Below are 19,176 nucleotides of genomic sequence, written 5' to 3'. Positions count from 1 at the left end.
CAAAAAAAGGGGCGCTGCGGCGCCCCTTTCTCAATCCCGTCCGAGCAGTTTCAGCAAACCCTTCTTGGCCTCGTCCTCAAGCTTTTGCTTCAGCGCGTCTTCGACCTGTTCGCTGTCGGAGATGGTTGTATTCAACTCCTCTCCGACCTTCTTCAGCGCCTTGTCCTTCGCGTCCTGCTCCAGTTCCTTGAGCTTCTCTTCCGTCGCAGCTTCGATCACCTTGCTCAGGTCGGGCTTGATCGACGGATCGCTCCACGGCCCCTTGATCCGCACGGGCACGGCAATGCCATTGCCCCCGTTTGCCCGCAGCGCGACCGGCGTGAACACGTAGTCGATATCCCGCGCACCCAGCCCGACACGGCCCGCGCCATCGGCACGGAAATTGTCAAGCTGCATCAGAAGATCGTTGTTCGTCAGGTTGCCGTCCTGCATCGTGTAGGTGGCAGTCAGGCTGTTGAAGACGGTGGTTCCTCCACTGCCTTCGCCGCGCCCCATCAAACGATCCAGATCAAACCCGGCGATCACCCCCTTGCCGACGTCCAGGCTGCCCTTGCCGCTGAGTGAGCGCATGATTTGGGCTTCGGTTTGCCCCACCCCCAGAAATTGCAACGTTCCGGACGCAGTACCGGACAGACGTTCGATACCGCCCAATGTGGTCAAAGCCTGCTTGAGGTCGATACCGGTGGCGGTCAGGTTGCCCCCGACCGACAGTCCGTTTCTGTTGTTGGCCACGACTTCTCCGGTCAGCTTTCCGGAAAACAGCGTGGCCGGTTCCATTTTCAGAACCGCACGCGACCGATCCAGACTAAGGCTCAGATCGCTGGGGCCAAAGGTCATATCCGGAATAGCGATCGAATTGGCTTTCAACCGGATCGTTCCATTTGCCAACGAAAGGGGTGACGCGTCGATCAGCGCCTGGGACCAGCCTTCGGCCGCTTGTTTGCCTCCTCCGCCCGTGCCGCCGCTGTTGGGCGCGCTGCCGGCCGTTGCCTGCGTCAGGTCAAGGTCACCAGTACTCAGCCGCGCAGTAATCTTCGGTGGGCTCGCGATAACGATATCTGCGGCACCGTCAAAACTGTTCTGATCCAGAACTGCCCGCATATCCCGCAAGGAAATGCGCCCATCCTTGGTGTAGGTCATCTGGCCGGACACATCCGCGACCCGTCCAAGTCCCATGGGGACTGACACCCCACCCTGACCAAAAGCGGCCAGCATCGCGTCGGTGTTTGTAGTCCGGACATGAGTTTTCCCGTCCATTTCACCGGCCAGGTTGACGCGTCCGTCAAAGCTGATCTCTCCGCCCGGCGCTGTCAGGCCAAGAACCAATGGCGTCACCGCGCCACTGGAGAAGGCAGGTAAATCAGGAATTTCCAGATCAACCTCAACCGCGCCACCGGGCACCGGCATTGAGGCGCTCATCTTCATCGGCGCAGTGACATCGGGCCAACTGGCCATCAGATCGACCCCGGAAAAGTCCATCTGAGGGACACTGTTTTCCACATAAACAAGACGCGCGTTGCTGAGCTCCAATCGGTCCAGGGTCACGGTTCCGGTCTCGGCCGGTGCCGCAGAATTGGGTGCGGGCGCATCTGCATTGCCAGAGCCCGTGTTTGACGCTCCGGTTTGCGGCGCCGACATTTCCCAGTTGCCCCGCCCTTGTGACAGCTCCAGCCGCAAGACCGGATCTTCGGCCACGACGCGCCGGATACGCACATCCCCCGCCAGCAGCGCTGAGGCATCCACGCCAACTGCCAGGCTTTGCGCGCTCAGCATCGGTTCTGAGCTGGCCCAAGGCGCGTTCCCAAACGTAACCGGCCCGGTTTCCATTCCCAGAACCGGCCAAAAGGACAGGCGGACATCACCGGACAACGTCAGTTCACGTCCGGTCTGCGCCTTGACCTGTTCGGCGAGGATTTTGCCCAGCTTGTCGCCGGGCATCAAAAGCAACGCCCCGATCACCAGCACCGCGACCGCAACCAGAATGAATAGAATGCGTATCAGCCACTTCATGATTTGCTCTCTGCCTTGCCGGCTTTTTGCCTCAGCTTCGATGTTCCTCGCGTGCGAAGGATTTGCAAGGGGAAGATTTCCCCACTATATGCCGCGCAATGAGCACCAACCCGCCAAACCTACGCCCCGATCTGGCACCCGCAGCCCGGATCACCGACGCACCGCGCAGCGGCCAACCCACCATCGGAATGGTGTCCTTGGGGTGTCCCAAGGCACTGGTCGACAGCGAGCGCATCCTGACGCGCCTGCGCGCCGAAGGATACGGGATCTCGCCCGACTATTCAGGTGCGGATGCCGTGATCGTGAACACCTGCGGGTTTCTGGACAGCGCCAAGGCCGAAAGCCTCGAAGCAATCGGCGAGGCGCTGGTGGAAAATGGCAAGGTCATCGTGACCGGGTGCCTGGGCGCGGAACCTGACTACATCCGCGAACATCACCCCCGGATCCTGGCCGTGACCGGGCCGCACCAGTATGAACAGGTGCTGGATGCCGTTCACGCCGCCGTTCCGCCTGATCCCAATCCGTATGTGGATCTGTTGCCGGCTTCGGGCGTGAAGCTGACCCCGCGCCACTACAGCTATCTCAAGATATCCGAGGGCTGTAATCACAAGTGCAAGTTCTGCATCATCCCGGATATGCGCGGAAAACTGGCCAGCCGACCGGCCCACGCCGTTCTGCGCGAGGCTGAAAAACTGGTCGACAGCGGTGTGCGCGAATTACTGGTTATCAGCCAGGACACCTCGGCCTTTGGCCTGGATCGAAAATACGACGTGAACCCCTGGAAAGACCGGGAGGTGCGCAGCCACATTACCGATCTGGCCCGTGAACTGGGCCAACTGGATGCGTGGATACGACTGCACTACGTCTACCCCTATCCACATGTGCGCGAGTTGATCCCGCTGATGGCGGATGCAGGCAGCAACCTTTTGCCCTACCTGGACATCCCGTTCCAACACGCGCATCCGGACGTTCTGAAACGAATGGCGCGCCCCGCTGCCGGCGCCAAGACACTGGACGAGATCGCCGCCTGGCGCGCGATATGCCCCGACATCACGCTGCGATCGACCTTCATTGTCGGCTACCCCGGGGAGACCGAGGCCGAGTTCCAGACCCTGCTGGATTGGATGGATGAGGCGCAGTTGGACCGCGTCGGGTGCTTCCAATACGAAAACGTTGAAGGGGCCCGCTCGAACGACTTGCCGGATCACGTCCCGGATGAGATCAAGCAAGAGCGCTGGGAGCGTTTCATGCAAAAGGCCCAGGCGATTTCCGAAGCGAAACTGGCGTCGAAAGTGGGCCAGAGGATCCAAGTGATCGTGGATGAGGTGGATGCCGAAGCCGCCACCTGCCGCACCAAGTCAGACGCGCCCGAGATCGACGGCAACCTATTCATCGACGACGGTCACGAAAACCTGAAACCCGGTGACATCGTCCTTGTTCAGGTCGACGAGGCTGGTGAATACGATCTGTGGGGGAAGCAGGTGCGCTGAACCGCCATCCGGCGGACGAAGGCAGACGGCCCCCAAATCGGGACCGTCTGCAAAAAGCTTATTGAGTGACCGGGTTACACACGGTCTGGCCGGCCTCGGTGGTGGCCAGTTCATAGCCTGCCGAACAGCTGGGCGAGCCATATTTGTCATAGCTTGGCTGAACGTAAACCGGGGTGGGCTCTTCCTGCTGCGAGCAAGCAGTCAGGATCAAAACAAAGGCGCCGGCGGCAGCGAATTTCAGTTTCATGTCCATCAATCCTTTAATACTTTTCTGATATTGCCCAACTTTTCGGGGCCAGGTTAAGGATACGGGCAGTTCGGCTTTCTGGCAACAGATACGGTCACATCCGTGTGATCAGAGGCGAATCCACGCTTGCACCGCGACGTGACACCGCCGGACCGGGACGCGCGAACTACACATTTCTCTGCGTTGGGCTAAGCTTTCGGATGTCCCTTTCAACAGCCGGAGCGCCAGAATGCCAAAAGGATCTCAAATCGCCCAGAAATCGCCCTACCCCATCGAAGTGACTGAAGGCAAAAGCTACTTCTGGTGCGCTTGCGGACGCTCCAAACGTCAGCCATTCTGCGACGGTTCGCACAAGGAAACCGGGATTGAGCCGGTAAAATATGTAGCAGAATCAAGCAAGAAGGTCTTCTTCTGCGGATGCAAGCAGACCGCTAATCCGCCGCTGTGCGACGGAAGCCATTCCAAGCTTTAGGCCAATCAGGTCAGCGCATTCAAAGCTTTGGCATTGGCGCAAAAATCCGGGGCAGCGGTCGCCCGGCTTTGTTGGTAAGCAAGCCAGACGGCACATCTTTCGCTGCAGTCAGCGGCTCGACAACGGGTCACCATTTCGCTGTATCCCTGTGCGGTTAGCCGCCCTTCGGCGATGGCTTCGGACAGCGAGATTTCCATGCAGCGCGCAACCGACCGCGTCAGCCAGAAGTGTTTTTCTATGTCTCCGAGTCGCACATGTTTCATTGTTTTTCCTGATTCTGCAGCGTCTTAAGTTTGGCGAATCGGTTCCTGTTCGGGCATGTCTCCGGGGCCTCAACCCTGTCACCTCGGTGCGTCTGCCAGTCGCTACAGTCGCAAGCCCACTCGCAGCCCCGGCACCGTCCCACCATGCGCGCCCATTCGTCGGGACTGAGCCGACCCGCGCGATGGGCATCTACAAGGTCAACGCCGGTCGCCTGCCCCATCCGCAGAACAAGGCGTACATGCTTCATGGTCTGGCCAAGGACGTTCATGGTTCTGTCCGTCCGCGCTAGGGTGCAAGCCTGGCCAGCAACTCCTGGTTTCGGCAATACTCCGGTGGCCGTCCGTCGCTGTTTTGAAGCGCCAACGCGCGGTCGCAGTGATCGGGGTTCGTACAGCCTGTACAGCGCAGCACAGCGTCGGTGATTTCGTCGATCGAAACCGAACCGCCGATTGCGGCTTCCTGTAGGTCAACGCCCAGTGTCAGGGCCATTCGATCCACCAAAGCGGCGTGGCGGCGCAGTTCTTCGCGTCTGGACATCCGAGTTCCTTTCGCTGTCTCGCTAAAAAGAACCCTAGCGCCATAACCCCACGGTGCCCTTGATTCAGGTCAAGAGACAACCCCCAGGTCGTCCAGGTAGGCCCGTGTGGCGTCCTGGACCCGCCTGAAACGATCTCCGCCCAGCTTTTTGCCGCCATACCATCGGGTCACAATGACCACGTGATCCTGCACACCGGCGCGTTCCAACATGCGTAATATGACCATCCCCGCACCGGTTTCGCCATCATCTGCCTTGAGAGCGCCGGTCGGCAAAATCGCGGCCCACGTGTTATGGGTCGCCTTGGCATATGCCTTGTCCGATTTAAGGTCGCGCAATACCGCATCGACCTCAGCCCGCGACCTGACGGGCGCACCGCTCACTGCGTATTTCGAGCCTCGGTCCGTCAGAACGACCCCCATCCGCTGGATCTGGGTCATTGGGTCAGGCCTAGCTGGGCGGCTGTTTCCAGAACAACTTCGATGCGCTTGGCATTGGGCGGATGAGACGCCAGAAAGCGGTCACCCGGATCTGGAATCCGGCCGAAATAGGCCATGCCGACCAGCGGATTGTACCCAGCCGAATAGGTGATCAAAGTTCCCATCCGGTCCGCTTCCAGCTCGAATTCTTTCGTGTAGCTCTGAACTCCGACTTCAGCACCCAGCTTCTGAGCACGTTCAATTCCTGCCGCGTCCTCGCCTTGCGCCTCAGCCAGTTCTCCGAAAATTCGAGCCCCTTCCTTGGCGTTTTTTACCTGCCGGGCGATGTGGCCCAGGATGTGATGCGCCGCCTCGTGTCCCATCACGAACGCCATCTCGTCGGCGTTCTGCGTCGACTTGACCATTTCCTGCGTGAAAATGATGAACGGGCGCCCATCCTTGTCCAACGTCTGGAACGCATTTGGCTCGGCAAACGGATCCGTGTCGATCAGAATGCCGAAATCGCAGTTCTGCCCCCGTGTCTCGCGCTGACAGACTTTTTGCGCCGCCGCCCCGACCGACCTGCTGACCTGCTGAAACGTCAGTGCCGAGTCGCGCAGTTCGGGCGAGGACGGTGACCAATCATCAACAGCAATGAACCCGCCCGCAGTGCACGCGGACACAACCAAGACCAGCAAAAACCTGAGGCGGTGCATTCCGGATCCTTTCTGTTCGTGCCGGCAGGAAAGCTTAGCGCGATGTGGCCCCCCTGACCACAGCCCGAAACCCAATCAGCGGGTTGCATTGCGATCGCAGGCTGGGCAGTCTGGGAACATGTTTTCGATTGAGCATGAATTCGACTCGACAGTCATTACCCTGGTGGACGAAGGCCCGGAGCCTTTGCAAGAAGACGTGGTGATCAACAGTTTCGCCGAGTGCGTCACGATCGAGCAGTTGGACCCCCGAACGGACCAGATGCAGAAAATCACCCTTTCGCCCGAACAGGTGCGCGATCTTGCCGCCGCTCTGGATCTGCCCGAAGGGGTGTATCAAATCAGGGAGACACCAGCCTAGGGATCGTAGACAAAGACCTTGTCGCGCCCTGTATGGCCTTTTTTCAGCGTCAAAGCTGACGGTGAAGCACCCATGGCCCGGGCCAACAGCTTGACCACGGCCTGGTTCGCCTTTCCATCCTCGGGCACGGCGGTGACAGCGATGTGTACTGTCGTCCCGTCGAAAGAAATCCGGTCCTGCGCAGCTTTGGGAGTCACCCGTACGGGAAGCGATTGCCCGGGTCGCGCCAGATGCGCAAGGTCCGGCAGGTTTCGCAGTTTCGGTTTTGCCATCACATTCTCTTCCGCATTTGGACCGTGCCGGGTGGCACAATATGCAACAGTTTTACATCTTGCCCTTGAAACCGGCGCGTGTCTGCCCGAGATACGACAGAACCATGTAAAGGAATTTAACATATGACGCTGAAAAACCCGGCTGCGTTCGAGTTCCTGCAGTCGCGCAGGTCGCGGCCCGCCAAGACGTTGATGGCCCCGGCGCCGACCCGCGACGAATTGATCCCGTTGCTGACCGCAGCCGCTCGCAGCCCCGATCATGGCAAGTTGGAACCTTGGCGGTTCATCGTCATCGAAAAAGGCGCAATGCCGCGATTGGCCGATCTGACCGAGGAACGAGGCGTTACGCTGGGGAAAAGCCCCGAAGACATTGCCAAGGCCCGCAGTCAGTTCGATATGGGTCATCTCGCTGTTGCCGTCATCGAAGTGCAGAAACCATCGCCGAAAATCCCTGGAATCGAACAAACCTACTCGGCCGGGGCGGTCTGCCTTGCACTGCTCAACGCAGCCCTTGCTGCGGGTTGGGGTGCCAACTGGCTTTCAGGTTGGCAGTCGCACGACCGCGAATTCTGCGAACGCGGTTTGGGCCTGGCCCACAATGAACGCATTGCCGGACTGATTTACATCGCAACCGAAGGGGCCACGCCGCCCGAAAGGCCCCGCCCGGACGTGGCCGCGATCACCGAGTGGGTGACGGAATGATCATCCTCAACGCGTTCTTCGCGGCCTTGGGGCAGCTTGGAGATGCTCGATTCCGATCGGTGCTAATGCGCGGTGTCGGCCTGACGATTGTGCTGCTTGTTGTTGCCTGTGCGGTTGCGATTTGGGGCATCAACGCCCTTGCTGGTCAGGAGATATCGCTGCCATTTGTCGGCGACGTCCCGTGGCTGAACGACGTTCTGAACTATTCAGGGATCTTTCTGGTTCTGATTCTGCCGGTCTTTCTGATGGTGCCGGTGGCCTCAGCCATCACATCGATGTTTCTGGATGAGGTCGCACAGGCCGTTGAAGACCGGCATTACCCGAACCTGCCCCCCGTTCCGTCCGTCCCGATCTGGGACGCGGTGCTGGACTCGCTGGGATTCTTGGGCGTTTTGATTGTGGCCAACGTAATGGCGTTGGTCCTTTACGCGCTGTTCACACCCCTCGCTCCGTTCATCTTTTGGGGGATGAACGGGTTTTTGCTGGGTCGGGAGTATTTCACGCTGGCGGCCATGCGCCGGATCGGGCGCGACGGTGCGCGGGCGTTGCGGGCACGCCATGCCGGGACGATCTGGGTCGCCGGAACCTTGATGGCCATCCCCCTGTCGGTCCCGCTGGTGAACCTTTTCATTCCGATCATCGGAGCCGCAACGTTCACGCATATCTTTCATGGGCTGTCGCGACAGGCCGAGCGCTGATTACTCGCGCGGTTCCATCTGGTTCAACCAGTCGAAATCACGAACTGAAATCACGCCAGAAACAATGGTCCCTGCGATCACCGCCCACAACACGATAGAAATACCGGTGGTGATCCAGATCTTTTTCTTCATGTGGTGAACTTCCGGAGCGCCCGCATGGGTCCCCGGCACGATGTCGCCCAGATCGCCTTGCGTCTTGATGCGGACCGGCAGCACGACCAACAAGGTCATGAACCAGATCACGGCGAACAAAACCAGCGCAGCAGTGATTGTCATTTCGACGCCTCCTCAGCCCGGCTCAGACTTGCTCCAGCTCCACAAGGCACCCGTTGAAGTCCTTGGGGTGCAGAAACAGCACAGGCTTGCCGTGCGCGCCGATTTTGGGTTCTCCGGTTCCCAGAACGCGGGCACCGGTCGCCTTCAGGTGATCCCGTGCGGCGATGATGTCCTCGACCTCATAACAGACATGGTGGATGCCACCCGCCGGGTTCTTTTCCAGGAAGCCGTTGATCGGGCTGTCGTCGCCCAGCGGGTACAGCAGCTCGATCTTGGTATTGGGCAGTTCGATGAAGACCACTGTCACGCCATGATCCGGTTCATCCTGAGGTTCACCAACCTTGGCGCCCAGCGCGTTGCGGTATTGGGCGGATGCGGCCTCGAGGTCGGGCACGGCGATGGCGACATGGTTCAGGCGGCCAATCATGGCGGTCTCCTCTGTTCTGCGTTGCAGCGTTTATGGGGGCTGCCCTGTCAAAGGGCAAGTGCGCCAAAACGCGCGTTAACCCTGTGTTAGCCAGGAGTTCCTAGCGTGAGGCATCTGCTGAAAGGAGTTCTGCCATGGACGATTCGGTGCCGTTCGCCCCATCCGCCGTCGCCCCCAGCGCCACCAGGCCTTTGCTGGGTCAGACCATTCTGGTTGTCGAGGACAGTCGCTATGCCTGTGATGCGATGCGACTGATGTGCCTGCACAGCGGCGCCCGCATCCGCCGGGCCGATTGCCTGAGGTCTGCGCGCAGGCACCTTCAGATCTATCGCCCGTCGGTGATCGTGGTTGACATGGGCCTGCCGGACGGCTCTGGCGCAGACCTGATCGCGGAACTAAACGCGGTTTCCCCACGTATCAGCGTCATCCTTGGTATGTCCGGCGACGACTGCGCCGAAACGCTTGCCTTGCAAGCCGGAGCCGATGGGTTTCTGGCGAAACCGTTGAATTCGCTAATCAGCTTCCAAAGGGCCATCCTGGAAAACCTTCCCGAAGACCGCCGCCCGGGTACGCTCCAATCCGTCAAAGACGAACAGATCTGCCCCGATCCGCTGGCTTATCAGGATGACATGGCGCATATCGCAGATGTCCTGACCGGGCCCGCGGATTCACGCACTCTGGACTATGCCGCTCAATTCCTGCGCGGTGTTGCCCGAGATGCCGAGGATACGGTTCTGGAACAAGCAGCCCATGACCTCGCATCCTCGCGCGCCAAGGGCGCTCCGGTAACAGCTTTGGCTGCGCGCGTTGCCGGTCTTGTCCAAAGCCGTCTTGAAAGACGAAAGGCGATCTGAATGACCTTGGCCTATTTCGTGACAACAGCCATGCTCTGCGCTTGGTGGTATTGGCACACCCGCAGGTCCGCTCGGACCATTCGCGCCAACCGCGAAAAACAGCCGAACTGGCTGGACTGATTTCAAGTTCAAGGGATTTTAGCCACTTGGAAAACGCGGGCACCGATAAGCACTGAAGTGCTTGGCGGAAAGTTCGCTGCGCGCCACCGCAGTAGTTTTGACCGCACCCAAAGGTTTTTCACACTCTGGGTACGGTCCTTGGCTCATTCCTGAGGGATGACCCGCAGGCCCAGTTCCATCAGCTGATCCGAAGTCGGGTCCGACGGCGCTTGCATCATCAGATCTTCGGCGCGCTGGTTCATCGGGAACATCATGACCTCGCGGATGTTGGCCTCGTCCGCAAGCAGCATGACGATCCGGTCGATGCCGGCGGCGCAGCCCCCGTGCGGCGGAGCTCCATAGTGGAACGCGTTGAACAGCGCGCCAAAGCGACTTTTGACCTCGTCCTCGCCGTAGCCGGCCAGTTCGAAGGCCTTGAGCATGATCTCGGGCTTGTGGTTCCGGATCGCACCCGACACCAGCTCGTAACCGTTGCAGGCCAGGTCGTACTGATAGCCCTTGACCTCAAGCGGGTCGCCCTGCAGCGCCTCCATGCCACCTTGCGGCATCGAGAACGGGTTGTGTTCGAAATCGATCTCGCCGGTTTCCTCGTCCTTCTCGTAGATCGGGAAATCCACGATCCAGGCAAAGGCAAACCGGTCCTTGTCCGTCAGGCCCAGTTCCTCGCCGATAACATCGCGCGCCTTGCCGGCGACTTTTTCAAAGGCTTTGGGCTTACCACCCAGGAAGAACGCCGCGTCACCGACCTCAAGGCCCAGCTGCTGGCGAATTGCCTCGGTGCGTTCGGGGCCGATATTCTTGGCCAGCGGGCCGGCCGCTTCCATCCCCTCACCCTGATCGCGCCAGAAGATATAGCCCATGCCGGGCAGACCTTCTTTCTGGGCAAAGGCGTTCATGCGGTCGCAGAACTTGCGGCTGCCGCCACCCGGCGCGGGGATCGCGCGGATCTCGGTGCCTTCCTGTTCCAGCAGCTTGGCGAAGATTGCGAAACCGGACCCGCGGAAGTGTTCCGACACCACCTGCATCTTGATCGGGTTGCGCAGATCGGGCTTGTCGGTGCCATACCACAGCGCCGCGTCTTTGTAGGAAATCTGCGGCCATTCCTGATCAACCTTCCGGCCACCGCCGAATTCTTCGAAGATTCCCGTCAGAACTGGCTGGATCGTGTCGAACACGTCCTGCTGGGTGACAAACGACATCTCGAGGTCGAGCTGGTAGAAATCCGTGGGTGACCGGTCGGCGCGCGGGTCTTCGTCGCGGAAGCAGGGCGCGATCTGGAAATACTTGTCAAAGCCCGACACCATGATCAGCTGCTTGAACTGCTGCGGCGCCTGCGGCAACGCATAGAACTTGCCCGGATGCAGGCGCGAGGGCACCAGGAAGTCGCGCGCGCCCTCGGGGCTGGATGCGGTGATGATCGGCGTCTGATATTCGCGGAAGCCCTGATCCCACATGCGGCGGCGCATGCTGGCCACCACGTCCGAGCGCAGTGCCATGTTGCGCTGCATCGCCTCGCGGCGCAGGTCCAGGTAACGATAGCGCAGGCGAGTTTCCTCGGGGTATTCCTGATCGCCGAACACCATCAGGGGCAGTTCCTCGGCCGCGCCCAGCACTTCCAGTTCGCGGACATAGACCTCGATCTCGCCGGTGGGCAGCTTGGGGTTCACCAATTCGGGGTCGCGCGCCTTGACCGTGCCATCGATGCGGATGCACCATTCCGAGCGCACTTTCTCCAACGCGCTGAACGCAGCACTGTCGCCGTCGCACAGAACCTGGGTCACGCCATAGTGGTCGCGCAGGTCGATGAACAGCACGCCGCCGTGATCTCGCACCCGATGAACCCAACCCGACAGGCGGACGGTTTCACCGACATTTGCGGCGGTCAGATCGGCGCAGGTGTGGCTGCGATAGGCGTGCATGGATGATATCCCTTCGGGCGCTGAATTCGTCGCGCCGATACACCGCGATCGGGTCGGGAAGTCAAGGGTTGGAGCACGATGCGCCTCCATCGGAGCCCGGAATGCAGACAAATTCGAAAAAATCGCTATCTTTTGGACATGTGAACTCGAATAGTTTTCCCGGCACGCGGGAGCCAGGCCCCTTGAGCAAGGAGGTGTTCGGCCGATGTGGCAAACTGTTTTGGATCGCGTATTGCGGGGTTTCATCACCCGCGGAACTCTGCGGATCACCTATCCTGACGGGACGGCGCGCACCTATGGCGACGCCACGCAGCCCGAGGCGCATATCACCCTGCATGACCCCGCTTTGATGGCGCGCTTGGTGCGCAATCCCGAGATGGCTTTTGGCGAGGGCTACATGAACGGCACCCTGACCGTCGATGAAGGCGGCCTGGAAAGTGGCATGCGGATCGCGATTCGATGCGCGGCCAGCGGTTCATTGCCCCTGCTGCAGCAGATCCAGGACTGGGCCGGGTATCTGCTGCGATCAATCCTGCAGCGCAACTCGGTCCGCTCGGCGCGGCGCAACGTGGCGCATCACTATGACCTGTCCGACGACTTCTACCAGCTGATGCTGGACCCTGACATGCAGTACAGCTGCGCCTATTTCCAGCAGCCCTGGATGACTTTGGAACAGGCGCAAGCCGCCAAAAAGGCGCATATCGCGCGCAAGCTGTGCCTGGAGCCCGGCATGCGGGTGCTGGACATCGGCTGCGGCTGGGGCGGGCTGGCCCTGACGCTGGCGCGTGACCACGGCGTGCAGGTGACGGGGCTGACCCTGTCGCAGAACCAGCACCGCACCGCGACCGCGCGGGTGGAGCAGGCCGGGCTGGCCGACCGCATCGACATTCGGCTGATGGACTACCGGCAGATGCAGGATCAGTTCGACCGGATCGTCTCGGTCGGGATGCTGGAGCATGTGGGCGCGCCACAGCTGCGCACCTATTTCGACCGGGTCGCAGCCCTGTTGAAGCCCGAAGGTGTGGCGTTGATCCATTCCATCGGCCGCAACGGGCCGCCCACCGGCCAGTCGCCCTGGCTGAACAAATTCATCTTCCCGGGCGGCTATGTCCCGTCGCTCGAGGAAATCGTCAAACCCGTGGCGCGCACCGGCTTGTGGTTTCTGGATGTCGAAAGCCTGCGGCTGCATTATGCCCTGACCCTGCGCGCCTGGCGCGACCGGTTCGAGACCAACCTGGACCAAGTGCGCGCGATGTATGATGACCGGTTCATTCGCATGTGGCGGTTCTATCTGACCGCCTGCATCCTGGTGTTCGAAGAGCGCGACCAGACCGTGTTCCAACTGCAGCTGGGCCATCGCCGCGACGCGGCGCCGTTGACGCGGGACTATCTGTATCAGCCCGATCAGGACATGCGCGATGCCGCGGAGTAAAGCACCTAGAACGGGCGCTGCACGTTGCCGGAATAGAAGAACACGCCCAGCCCGGCGGCAAAGATGATGTTGCCCGCGATCGCGTGCAGCAGCACCGCATAGAAGAACGACCCGCGCTTGCGGTAGGCCCATGAAAACAGCAGCCCGCCCGCGAATGTCATCACGGTGACGATCCAGCTCCAGTACATCAGGTGGGCAAAGGCGAACAGCCCGGAGTTCAGCAACGGCAAGGCCGCGCCGTCGGGCAGGATCGCGTGATAGCGGCGATAGAACAGCGTGCGGAACAGCAGTTCTTGCGGCAGTGCTGACAGCAATGGATAGCCCAGCCAGATCACGGCCAGAAATTCGGGCCGGTTCAGCAGCAGGAAAAAGGCCGCATCGGGGCGCGTAGCCATCACCAGGGCCGAACAGATTGCCGCCATTGCCAATGAAAACCCGATCACCTCGGCCCAGCGCCAGTTGCGCCAACCATAGCGCAGCTCGGCCCAGGAAAAGCCCGGAGTGCGGTGCAGCAGGGCGATTCCGATGGCGGTGAAGAAGAACAGAGCCAGAAACATCCAGTCGGGTGGAAACAGAACCGCGATCAGCAAGGGAACCGCGACATAGAACGCCACGAATTCAGCCTTCAGGCGCAGGTTCGATACCTGCAATCCACGCGCAGAGCTGCGGTCGCTCATGGCAGCATCACTTTGGCCGATATCAAACCGCGCAAGGAATTGCCCATCCAGACCCGGTGCGCGGCGGCCAGATCATGCAGGGTCAAGACCGCCTCGGCAGCGCGTCCGGTTTCGAGCAACTCCTCGCGCAGGATGCCCGGCAGCAGGCCCACGGCAACCGGAGGTGTCAGCAGGCGCCCGTCTTCCGTTTCGACGAACAGGTTGGTGATTGTGCCCTCGCACAGTTCATCCCGTTCGTTCAGGAACAACAACTCGTCCACGCCGTCGGGCAATTCCGCCCGCGCTTGATCATAGATCGCGCGGCGGGTGGTCTTGTGGCGCAGCCAGATGTCCGAGGACGTCAGCCTTGTTGTCGTCAGACCCACCGTCCAGCCCGGCGGGTTGTCTGCCAAAGACTCCGTGGTGATCTTGGGTGCACCGGTCAAGTCCAGCGTTAGCCGACACCGCAGCGGGTCAGCGCCGGACACACCGCCCACCACTTCGCCGACGCGCCGTACGTCGAACCGAACACCCAGCCAGTCCGCAGTCCGCGCCATACGCCGCAGGTGACGGGTCACACGTACAAAGCCCTGCCCAGGCCGAAACGCAAAGGTTTCGATCAGGCGGAAATCAGGCTCAGTTGGCGCGCGAACCGGGCTTTCCATAGCGCTTCCTCGTATTCCGAAGCGGCGGTGCTGTCCCAGACGACGCCTCCGCCGACATTCAAAGTGGCCCGATTGCCCTCGACCATCAAGGTCCGGATCGCGACGTTGAATTCCGACCGCCCGTCCGGGGCGGCCCAGCCGATGGTGCCGCAGTAGATGTCGCGCGGCCAGGGCTCCAGATCCGACAGAATCTCCATCGCACGGATCTTGGGCGCCCCAGTAATCGATCCACAGGGAAACAGCGCCGACAGGATGTCGGACAGCCCGGCCCCCACCTGCAGCCGCGCCTGCACCAGCGACACCATCTGGTGCACGGTGGCGTAGGTCTCGACCTTGAACAGCTCGGGCACCTGAACCGTTCCCGGCAGCGCCACGCGGCTGATGTCATTGCGCAGCAGGTCCACGATCATCAGGTTCTCGGCCCGGTTCTTTTCGTCCGAGGACAGGAAATCGCGCCGCCGCGCGTCCTCGGCCAGATCGGCGCTGCGCGGCTGGGTACCCTTCATCGGCCGGGTCTCGATCATCCCGTCGGCATCGGTGCGGAAGAACAGCTCGGGCGAGCGGCTGAGCAGATCGGGCAGCCCGTCCTGCTGCACCAGCGCGCCATGGCCGACCGGCTGCCCGGCGGTCAGCGCGGCATAGAGCGCGGCACTGTCGCCCTCGGTTTCCAGGTCGATGGGAAAGGTCAGGTTGGCCTGATAGATGTCCCCGGCCCCGATCGCATCATGCACGGCGCGGAAGGCTTCGGTATAGCGCGCCTCGCTCCAACGCGGCTGAAATGCAGTCAGCCCGGCCGCACCGGACGGCAGGTCCTGCACGCTCGGGCCGTCGAACACCCCAAAGCACAATAGCGGCAATCGACGGTTCGCGGGCAGCCTTGCGGCCAGCTTCGGCTCAAGCGCATAGCCAAGCTCGTAGCTGGCAAATCCGGCCAGCCAGCCGCCCTGCGAGCGCGCGTCATCCAGCGCCGCCAATGCCTGGGGCACCTGCTCCGCCCGGTCGGCGCGGATCACCTGGGCGGGCCGGTCGAAACCGGTGCCCGGACCGGCGGGTCCCTGATCGAAACGAATGCGCAATTGCTTCCTCATCTGCCGTTCAGCGGCATATAGAGAATACGGTGCCAAGGGAAAGGGGGGAAAGCGGCAATTTCGCTTCCGTTTCCGATCCCCCTTGCACCTTTTGCCCGGGTCCCTATAACGCACGACAATTTGGGCGCTTGGGCGGCGCCCGCGACTCGTGCAAAATCGAAGGGACCAGGCCATGCCGAAGAGAACCGACATCCAGTCGATCATGATCATCGGGGCGGGGCCCATTGTCATCGGGCAAGCTTGCGAATTCGACTATTCCGGCGCCCAGGCCTGCAAGGCGCTGCGCGAGGAAGGGTATCGGGTCATCCTGGTGAACTCGAACCCTGCCACGATCATGACCGACCCGGAACTGGCCGACGCCACCTATATCGAACCGATCACGCCCGAGGTCGTCGCCAAGATCATCGAAAAGGAACGCCCCGACGCCCTGCTGCCTACGATGGGCGGGCAGACAGGCCTGAACACCTCGCTGGCGCTGGAAGAGATGGGCGTGCTGGAAAAATTCGGCGTCGAGATGATCGGGGCCAAGCGAGAGGCCATCGAAATGGCCGAGGACCGCAAGTTGTTCCGCGAAGCGATGGACCGCCTGGGTCTTGAAAACCCCAAGGCCACCATCGTCACCGCCCCCAAAAAAGCCGACGGTTCTGCCGACCTGGATGCCGGCGTGCAAATGGCCTTGGACGAGCTGGAAAACATCGGCTTGCCCGCGATCATCCGCCCCGCCTTTACATTGGGCGGCACCGGCGGCGGTGTGGCTTACAACCGTGAGGATTACATCCACTTTTGCCGCTCGGGAATGGATGCCTCGCCGGTGAACCAGATCCTCGTCGACGAAAGCCTTCTGGGCTGGAAAGAATATGAAATGGAGGTGGTGCGCGACACCGCCGACAACGCGATCATCGTCTGCTCGATCGAGAACGTCGATCCAATGGGCGTGCATACCGGCGACTCGATCACCGTGGCACCGGCGCTGACGCTGACCGACAAGGAATACCAGATCATGCGCAACGGCTCGATCGCCGTTCTGCGCGAGATCGGCGTCGAAACGGGCGGGTCGAACGTGCAATGGGCGATCAACCCGGCTGACGGCCGCATGGTCGTGATCGAGATGAACCCGCGCGTGTCGCGCTCGTCGGCGCTGGCGTCGAAGGCGACAGGCTTCCCGATCGCCAAGATCGCCGCCAAGCTAGCGGTGGGCTACACGCTGGACGAGCTGGACAACGACATCACCAAGGTCACACCGGCCAGCTTCGAGCCGACCATCGACTATGTCGTCACCAAGATCCCGAAATTCGCCTTCGAGAAATTCCCGGGCGCTGAACCCTACCTGACCACCGCGATGAAATCGGTTGGCGAGGCGATGTCGATCGGCCGCACGATCCACGAATCGATGCAAAAGGCGCTGGCTTCGATGGAGTCGGGCCTGACCGGGTTTGACGAGGTTGAAATTCCGGGCCTGAGCATCGGTCCATGGGATGCGGTCGAAAGCAGCGACGACAAGGCACATGTCATCAAGGCCATCAGCCAGCAGACACCCGACCGATTGCGCACCATCGCGCAGGCGATGCGCCACGGTCTGACCGACGACGAAATCTTTGCCGTCACCAAGTTCGACCCCTGGTTCCTGGCCCGCATCCGCGAGATCATCGAGGCGGAACGCACCGTTCGCAAGGACGGCCTGCCGATGACCGAGGACGGCCTGCGCCGGCTCAAGATGCTGGGCTTTACCGACGCGCGTCTGGGCAATCTGGCCGGCCGCGACGAGGCCAACGTGCGCCGCGCTCGACACAATCTAGGCGTCACCGCCGTGTTCAAGCGGATCGACACATGCGCCGCCGAGTTCGAGGCGCAGACGCCCTACATGTATTCGACCTACGAGGCCCCCACGATGGGCGAGGTCGAATGCGAGGCGCGCCCCAGCGACCGCAAGAAGGTCGTCATTCTGGGCGGCGGCCCCAACCGGATCGGCCAGGGGATCGAGTTCGACTATTGCTGCTGCCACGCCTGTTTTGCGCTGACCGACGCGGGCTATGAAACAATCATGGTCAACTGCAACCCCGAGACGGTTTCGACCGACTACGACACCTCGGACCGGCTGTATTTCGAGCCGCTGACCTTCGAGCATGTGATGGAGATCCTGCGGACCGAGCGGCAGAACGGCACACTGCACGGCGTGATCGTGCAGTTCGGTGGTCAGACCCCGCTGAAGCTGGCCAATGCGCTCGAGGCCGAAGGTATTCCGATCCTGGGCACCACGCCCGACGCGATCGACCTGGCCGAAGACCGCGAACGTTTCCAGGCACTGGTCAACGATCTGGGCCTGAAACAACCCAAGAACGGCATCGCTTCGACCGACGCCCAAGCGCTTGAGATCGCAGAAGAGATCGGGTTCCCGCTGGTGATCCGCCCGTCCTACGTTCTGGGCGGCCGCGCGATGGAGATCGTGCGCGACATGGATCAGCTGAAGCGCTACATCAACGAGGCCGTGGTGGTCTCGGGCGACAGTCCGGTGCTGCTGGACAGCTATCTGGCCGGCGCGGTCGAGCTGGACGTGGACGCGCTGTGCGACGGCAAGGATGTCCATGTGGCCGGCATCATGCAGCATATCGAAGAGGCCGGCGTGCACTCGGGCGACTCGGCCTGTTCGCTGCCGCCCTATTCGCTGTCGAAAGAGATCATCTCCGAAATCAAGGACCAGACCTACAAGCTGGCCAAGGCGCTGAACGTCGTGGGCCTGATGAACGTGCAGTTCGCGATCAAGGATGACGAGATCTACCTGATCGAGGTCAACCCGCGCGCCAGCCGCACCGTGCCCTTCGTGGCCAAGGCGACCGACAGCGCAATCGCCTCGATCGCCGCACGGGTGATGGCGGGCGAGCCGCTTTCGAACTTCCCGCAACGCCCGCCCTACAAGGAGGGTCAGGATACCAAGATCGCTGACCAGATGACCCTGGCCGACCCGGACATGCCGTGGTTCTCGGTGAAAGAAGCGGTGCTGCCCTTCGCCCGCTTCCCCGGTGTCGATACCATCCTGGGTCCCGAGATGCGCTCGACCGGCGAGGTCATGGGCTGGGACCGCGACTTCCCGCGGGCCTTCCTCAAGGCGCAGATGGGCGCGGGCATGGTGTTGCCGTCCAAGGGACGGGCGTTCATCTCGATCAAGGATGCCGACAAGGGTCCGGCGATGATCGAGGCTGCGCAGGTTCTGGTCGAGCAGGGATTCTCGCTGGTGGCCACCCGCGGAACACAGACATGGCTGGAATCCAAGGGCGTGCCCTGTGACGTGGTCAACAAGGTCTACGAGGGCCGCCCCGATGTGGTGGACATGTTGAAGGACGGTCAGGTCCAGTTGGTCATGAACACCACCGAAGGCGCGCAGGCAGTTGAGGACAGCAAGGCCATCCGCTCGATCGCGCTGTATGACAAGATCCCCTACTACACCACGGCTGCGGCCAGCCACGCCGCCGCGCTGGCGATCAAGGCGCAGGCTGAAGGGGATGTGGAGGTCAAATCGCTACAGGGTTGACGCCCGCAGCGGACAAGCAAAAAGCCCCGG

At 61.5% G+C, this 19,176-nt stretch carries 22 protein-coding genes; 8 read left to right on the top strand and 14 right to left on the bottom strand.

Features of this window, described 5'->3' with window-relative positions; genetic code table 11:
• Window positions 1–30 precede the first annotated feature (30 nt).
• Window positions 31–2,010 (bottom strand): AsmA family protein, encoded by a 1,980-nt coding sequence (locus ACR0JC_RS08950; RefSeq protein ID WP_170340656.1) that lies wholly within the window; start codon window positions 2,008–2,010, stop codon window positions 31–33.
• Between the two features lie 98 nt (window positions 2,011–2,108).
• Here ACR0JC_RS08950 and rimO point away from each other — a divergent pair, with 98 nt between their 5' ends.
• A complete protein-coding gene (rimO, locus tag ACR0JC_RS08945) occupies window positions 2,109–3,500 on the top strand; it encodes a 30S ribosomal protein S12 methylthiotransferase RimO (protein ID WP_170340654.1) in 1,392 nt (463 codons plus the stop codon).
• 58 nt (window positions 3,501–3,558) lie between these two features.
• Here the strand turns inward: rimO and ACR0JC_RS08940 are convergent, their stop codons facing one another.
• Window positions 3,559–3,747: a hypothetical protein gene (locus ACR0JC_RS08940; protein ID WP_244952318.1), complete on the bottom strand. Its 189-nt coding sequence runs from the start codon at window positions 3,745–3,747 to the stop codon at window positions 3,559–3,561.
• Between the two features lie 229 nt (window positions 3,748–3,976).
• On the opposite strand from ACR0JC_RS08940, the gene ACR0JC_RS08935 reads away from it, so the two are divergent.
• On the top strand, window positions 3,977–4,219 hold the full coding sequence (locus ACR0JC_RS08935; protein ID WP_170340652.1) for a CDGSH iron-sulfur domain-containing protein: 243 nt from the start codon (window positions 3,977–3,979) through the stop codon (window positions 4,217–4,219).
• Between the two features lie 5 nt (window positions 4,220–4,224).
• On the opposite strand, the gene ACR0JC_RS08930 is transcribed toward ACR0JC_RS08935, so the two are convergent.
• From ACR0JC_RS08930 to ACR0JC_RS08910, 5 genes are all read right to left on the bottom strand, one after another.
• A complete protein-coding gene (locus ACR0JC_RS08930) occupies window positions 4,225–4,482 on the bottom strand; it encodes a DUF6455 family protein (RefSeq protein WP_170340646.1) in 258 nt (85 codons plus the stop codon).
• Window positions 4,479–4,751: a DUF6455 family protein gene (locus ACR0JC_RS08925; protein ID WP_302478326.1), complete on the bottom strand. Its 273-nt coding sequence runs from the start codon at window positions 4,749–4,751 to the stop codon at window positions 4,479–4,481. Before ACR0JC_RS08925 ends, ACR0JC_RS08930 begins: the two co-directional genes overlap by 4 nt.
• A gap of 17 nt (window positions 4,752–4,768) precedes the next feature.
• Window positions 4,769–5,020 (bottom strand): DUF6455 family protein, encoded by a 252-nt coding sequence (locus ACR0JC_RS08920; protein ID WP_170340645.1) that lies wholly within the window; start codon window positions 5,018–5,020, stop codon window positions 4,769–4,771.
• Between the two features lie 69 nt (window positions 5,021–5,089).
• A complete protein-coding gene (locus ACR0JC_RS08915; protein WP_170340643.1) occupies window positions 5,090–5,458 on the bottom strand; it encodes a YigZ family protein in 369 nt (122 codons plus the stop codon).
• On the bottom strand, window positions 5,455–6,153 hold the full coding sequence (locus ACR0JC_RS08910) for a M48 family metalloprotease (RefSeq protein ID WP_170340641.1): 699 nt from the start codon (window positions 6,151–6,153) through the stop codon (window positions 5,455–5,457). The genes ACR0JC_RS08915 and ACR0JC_RS08910 overlap by 4 nt, the downstream gene beginning before the upstream one ends.
• Before the next feature lie 118 nt (window positions 6,154–6,271).
• On the opposite strand from ACR0JC_RS08910, the gene ACR0JC_RS08905 reads away from it, so the two are divergent.
• Window positions 6,272–6,511 (top strand): hypothetical protein, encoded by a 240-nt coding sequence (locus ACR0JC_RS08905; protein ID WP_093964694.1) that lies wholly within the window; start codon window positions 6,272–6,274, stop codon window positions 6,509–6,511.
• Here the strand turns inward: ACR0JC_RS08905 and ACR0JC_RS08900 are convergent.
• Window positions 6,508–6,783, bottom strand: coding sequence for a DUF167 domain-containing protein (locus tag ACR0JC_RS08900; protein WP_170340638.1), 276 nt, complete (start codon window positions 6,781–6,783; stop codon window positions 6,508–6,510). The two genes, ACR0JC_RS08905 and ACR0JC_RS08900, sit on opposite strands and share 4 nt — an antisense overlap.
• A gap of 123 nt (window positions 6,784–6,906) precedes the next feature.
• Here ACR0JC_RS08900 and ACR0JC_RS08895 point away from each other — a divergent pair, with 123 nt between their 5' ends.
• Complete coding sequence (locus tag ACR0JC_RS08895) at window positions 6,907–7,485, top strand: nitroreductase family protein (RefSeq protein ID WP_170340636.1); 579 nt, start codon at window positions 6,907–6,909, stop codon at window positions 7,483–7,485.
• A complete protein-coding gene (locus ACR0JC_RS08890) occupies window positions 7,482–8,183 on the top strand; it encodes an EI24 domain-containing protein (RefSeq protein ID WP_170340634.1) in 702 nt (233 codons plus the stop codon). Before ACR0JC_RS08895 ends, ACR0JC_RS08890 begins: the two co-directional genes overlap by 4 nt.
• Here the strand turns inward: ACR0JC_RS08890 and ACR0JC_RS08885 are convergent, their stop codons facing one another.
• Both ACR0JC_RS08885 and mce read right to left on the bottom strand, forming a co-directional pair.
• Complete coding sequence (locus ACR0JC_RS08885) at window positions 8,184–8,459, bottom strand: DUF1467 family protein (RefSeq protein WP_170340631.1); 276 nt, start codon at window positions 8,457–8,459, stop codon at window positions 8,184–8,186.
• A 22-nt stretch (window positions 8,460–8,481) separates the two neighbouring features.
• On the bottom strand, window positions 8,482–8,886 hold the full coding sequence (gene mce / locus ACR0JC_RS08880) for a methylmalonyl-CoA epimerase (RefSeq protein WP_093964690.1): 405 nt from the start codon (window positions 8,884–8,886) through the stop codon (window positions 8,482–8,484).
• Window positions 8,887–9,020: 134 nt separating this feature from the next.
• Between mce and ACR0JC_RS08875 the strand changes: the two genes are divergently transcribed.
• Window positions 9,021–9,740 carry a response regulator gene (locus ACR0JC_RS08875; protein WP_170340629.1) on the top strand — a complete coding sequence of 240 codons (720 nt, stop codon included), beginning with the start codon at window positions 9,021–9,023 and terminating at the stop codon, window positions 9,738–9,740.
• Window positions 9,741–10,003: 263 nt separating this feature from the next.
• On the opposite strand, the gene aspS is transcribed toward ACR0JC_RS08875, so the two are convergent.
• Window positions 10,004–11,779: an aspartate--tRNA ligase gene (aspS, locus tag ACR0JC_RS08870; RefSeq protein ID WP_170340627.1), complete on the bottom strand. Its 1,776-nt coding sequence runs from the start codon at window positions 11,777–11,779 to the stop codon at window positions 10,004–10,006.
• Window positions 11,780–11,984: 205 nt separating this feature from the next.
• Between aspS and ACR0JC_RS08865 the strand changes: the two genes are divergently transcribed.
• A complete protein-coding gene (locus ACR0JC_RS08865) occupies window positions 11,985–13,211 on the top strand; it encodes an SAM-dependent methyltransferase (protein WP_170340624.1) in 1,227 nt (408 codons plus the stop codon).
• Between the two features lie 5 nt (window positions 13,212–13,216).
• On the opposite strand, the gene ACR0JC_RS08860 is transcribed toward ACR0JC_RS08865, so the two are convergent.
• From ACR0JC_RS08860 to ACR0JC_RS08850, 3 genes are read right to left on the bottom strand one after another with little or no spacing between them, the layout of a single operon-like run.
• Window positions 13,217–13,888, bottom strand: coding sequence for a CPBP family intramembrane glutamic endopeptidase (locus ACR0JC_RS08860; protein WP_170340622.1), 672 nt, complete (start codon window positions 13,886–13,888; stop codon window positions 13,217–13,219).
• On the bottom strand, window positions 13,885–14,532 hold the full coding sequence (locus ACR0JC_RS08855; RefSeq protein WP_170340620.1) for an aminotransferase class IV family protein: 648 nt from the start codon (window positions 14,530–14,532) through the stop codon (window positions 13,885–13,887). The genes ACR0JC_RS08860 and ACR0JC_RS08855 overlap by 4 nt, the downstream gene beginning before the upstream one ends.
• Complete coding sequence (locus tag ACR0JC_RS08850) at window positions 14,487–15,620, bottom strand: aminodeoxychorismate synthase component I (protein WP_170340618.1); 1,134 nt, start codon at window positions 15,618–15,620, stop codon at window positions 14,487–14,489. The genes ACR0JC_RS08855 and ACR0JC_RS08850 overlap by 46 nt, the downstream gene beginning before the upstream one ends.
• A gap of 172 nt (window positions 15,621–15,792) precedes the next feature.
• Between ACR0JC_RS08850 and carB the strand changes: the two genes are divergently transcribed.
• Window positions 15,793–19,146: a carbamoyl-phosphate synthase large subunit gene (carB, locus tag ACR0JC_RS08845; RefSeq protein WP_170340616.1), complete on the top strand. Its 3,354-nt coding sequence runs from the start codon at window positions 15,793–15,795 to the stop codon at window positions 19,144–19,146.
• The last annotated feature ends 30 nt before the right edge of the window (window positions 19,147–19,176 follow it).

It is taken from the genome of Ruegeria sp. CH5, from assembly GCF_056537025.1.
Note: the sequence above shows the minus strand (reverse complement) of the source record. Positions and strands in the feature narration are given on the sequence as shown.

Coding starts and splice junctions, on each gene's coding strand:
- ACR0JC_RS08900 (WP_170340638.1), bottom strand. CDS start 6,783: ATGGCAAAACCGAAACTGCGAAACCTGCCGGACCTTGCGCATCTGGCG.
- mce (WP_093964690.1), bottom strand. CDS start 8,886: ATGATTGGCCGCCTGAACCATGTCGCCATCGCCGTGCCCGACCTCGAG.
- ACR0JC_RS08890 (WP_170340634.1), top strand. CDS start 7,482: ATGATCATCCTCAACGCGTTCTTCGCGGCCTTGGGGCAGCTTGGAGAT.
- ACR0JC_RS08850 (WP_170340618.1), bottom strand. CDS start 15,620: ATGAGGAAGCAATTGCGCATTCGTTTCGATCAGGGACCCGCCGGTCCG.
- ACR0JC_RS08950 (WP_170340656.1), bottom strand. CDS start 2,010: ATGAAGTGGCTGATACGCATTCTATTCATTCTGGTTGCGGTCGCGGTG.
- ACR0JC_RS08865 (WP_170340624.1), top strand. CDS start 11,985: ATGTGGCAAACTGTTTTGGATCGCGTATTGCGGGGTTTCATCACCCGC.
- aspS (WP_170340627.1), bottom strand. CDS start 11,779: ATGCACGCCTATCGCAGCCACACCTGCGCCGATCTGACCGCCGCAAAT.
- ACR0JC_RS08905 (WP_093964694.1), top strand. CDS start 6,272: ATGTTTTCGATTGAGCATGAATTCGACTCGACAGTCATTACCCTGGTG.
- ACR0JC_RS08860 (WP_170340622.1), bottom strand. CDS start 13,888: ATGAGCGACCGCAGCTCTGCGCGTGGATTGCAGGTATCGAACCTGCGC.
- ACR0JC_RS08920 (WP_170340645.1), bottom strand. CDS start 5,020: ATGTCCAGACGCGAAGAACTGCGCCGCCACGCCGCTTTGGTGGATCGA.
- ACR0JC_RS08940 (WP_244952318.1), bottom strand. CDS start 3,747: ATGAAACTGAAATTCGCTGCCGCCGGCGCCTTTGTTTTGATCCTGACT.
- ACR0JC_RS08915 (WP_170340643.1), bottom strand. CDS start 5,458: ATGACCCAGATCCAGCGGATGGGGGTCGTTCTGACGGACCGAGGCTCG.
- ACR0JC_RS08885 (WP_170340631.1), bottom strand. CDS start 8,459: ATGACAATCACTGCTGCGCTGGTTTTGTTCGCCGTGATCTGGTTCATG.
- ACR0JC_RS08855 (WP_170340620.1), bottom strand. CDS start 14,532: ATGGAAAGCCCGGTTCGCGCGCCAACTGAGCCTGATTTCCGCCTGATC.
- ACR0JC_RS08930 (WP_170340646.1), bottom strand. CDS start 4,482: ATGAAACATGTGCGACTCGGAGACATAGAAAAACACTTCTGGCTGACG.
- ACR0JC_RS08925 (WP_302478326.1), bottom strand. CDS start 4,751: ATGAACGTCCTTGGCCAGACCATGAAGCATGTACGCCTTGTTCTGCGG.
- ACR0JC_RS08875 (WP_170340629.1), top strand. CDS start 9,021: ATGGACGATTCGGTGCCGTTCGCCCCATCCGCCGTCGCCCCCAGCGCC.
- rimO (WP_170340654.1), top strand. CDS start 2,109: ATGAGCACCAACCCGCCAAACCTACGCCCCGATCTGGCACCCGCAGCC.
- ACR0JC_RS08895 (WP_170340636.1), top strand. CDS start 6,907: ATGACGCTGAAAAACCCGGCTGCGTTCGAGTTCCTGCAGTCGCGCAGG.
- carB (WP_170340616.1), top strand. CDS start 15,793: ATGCCGAAGAGAACCGACATCCAGTCGATCATGATCATCGGGGCGGGG.
- ACR0JC_RS08935 (WP_170340652.1), top strand. CDS start 3,977: ATGCCAAAAGGATCTCAAATCGCCCAGAAATCGCCCTACCCCATCGAA.
- ACR0JC_RS08910 (WP_170340641.1), bottom strand. CDS start 6,153: ATGCACCGCCTCAGGTTTTTGCTGGTCTTGGTTGTGTCCGCGTGCACT.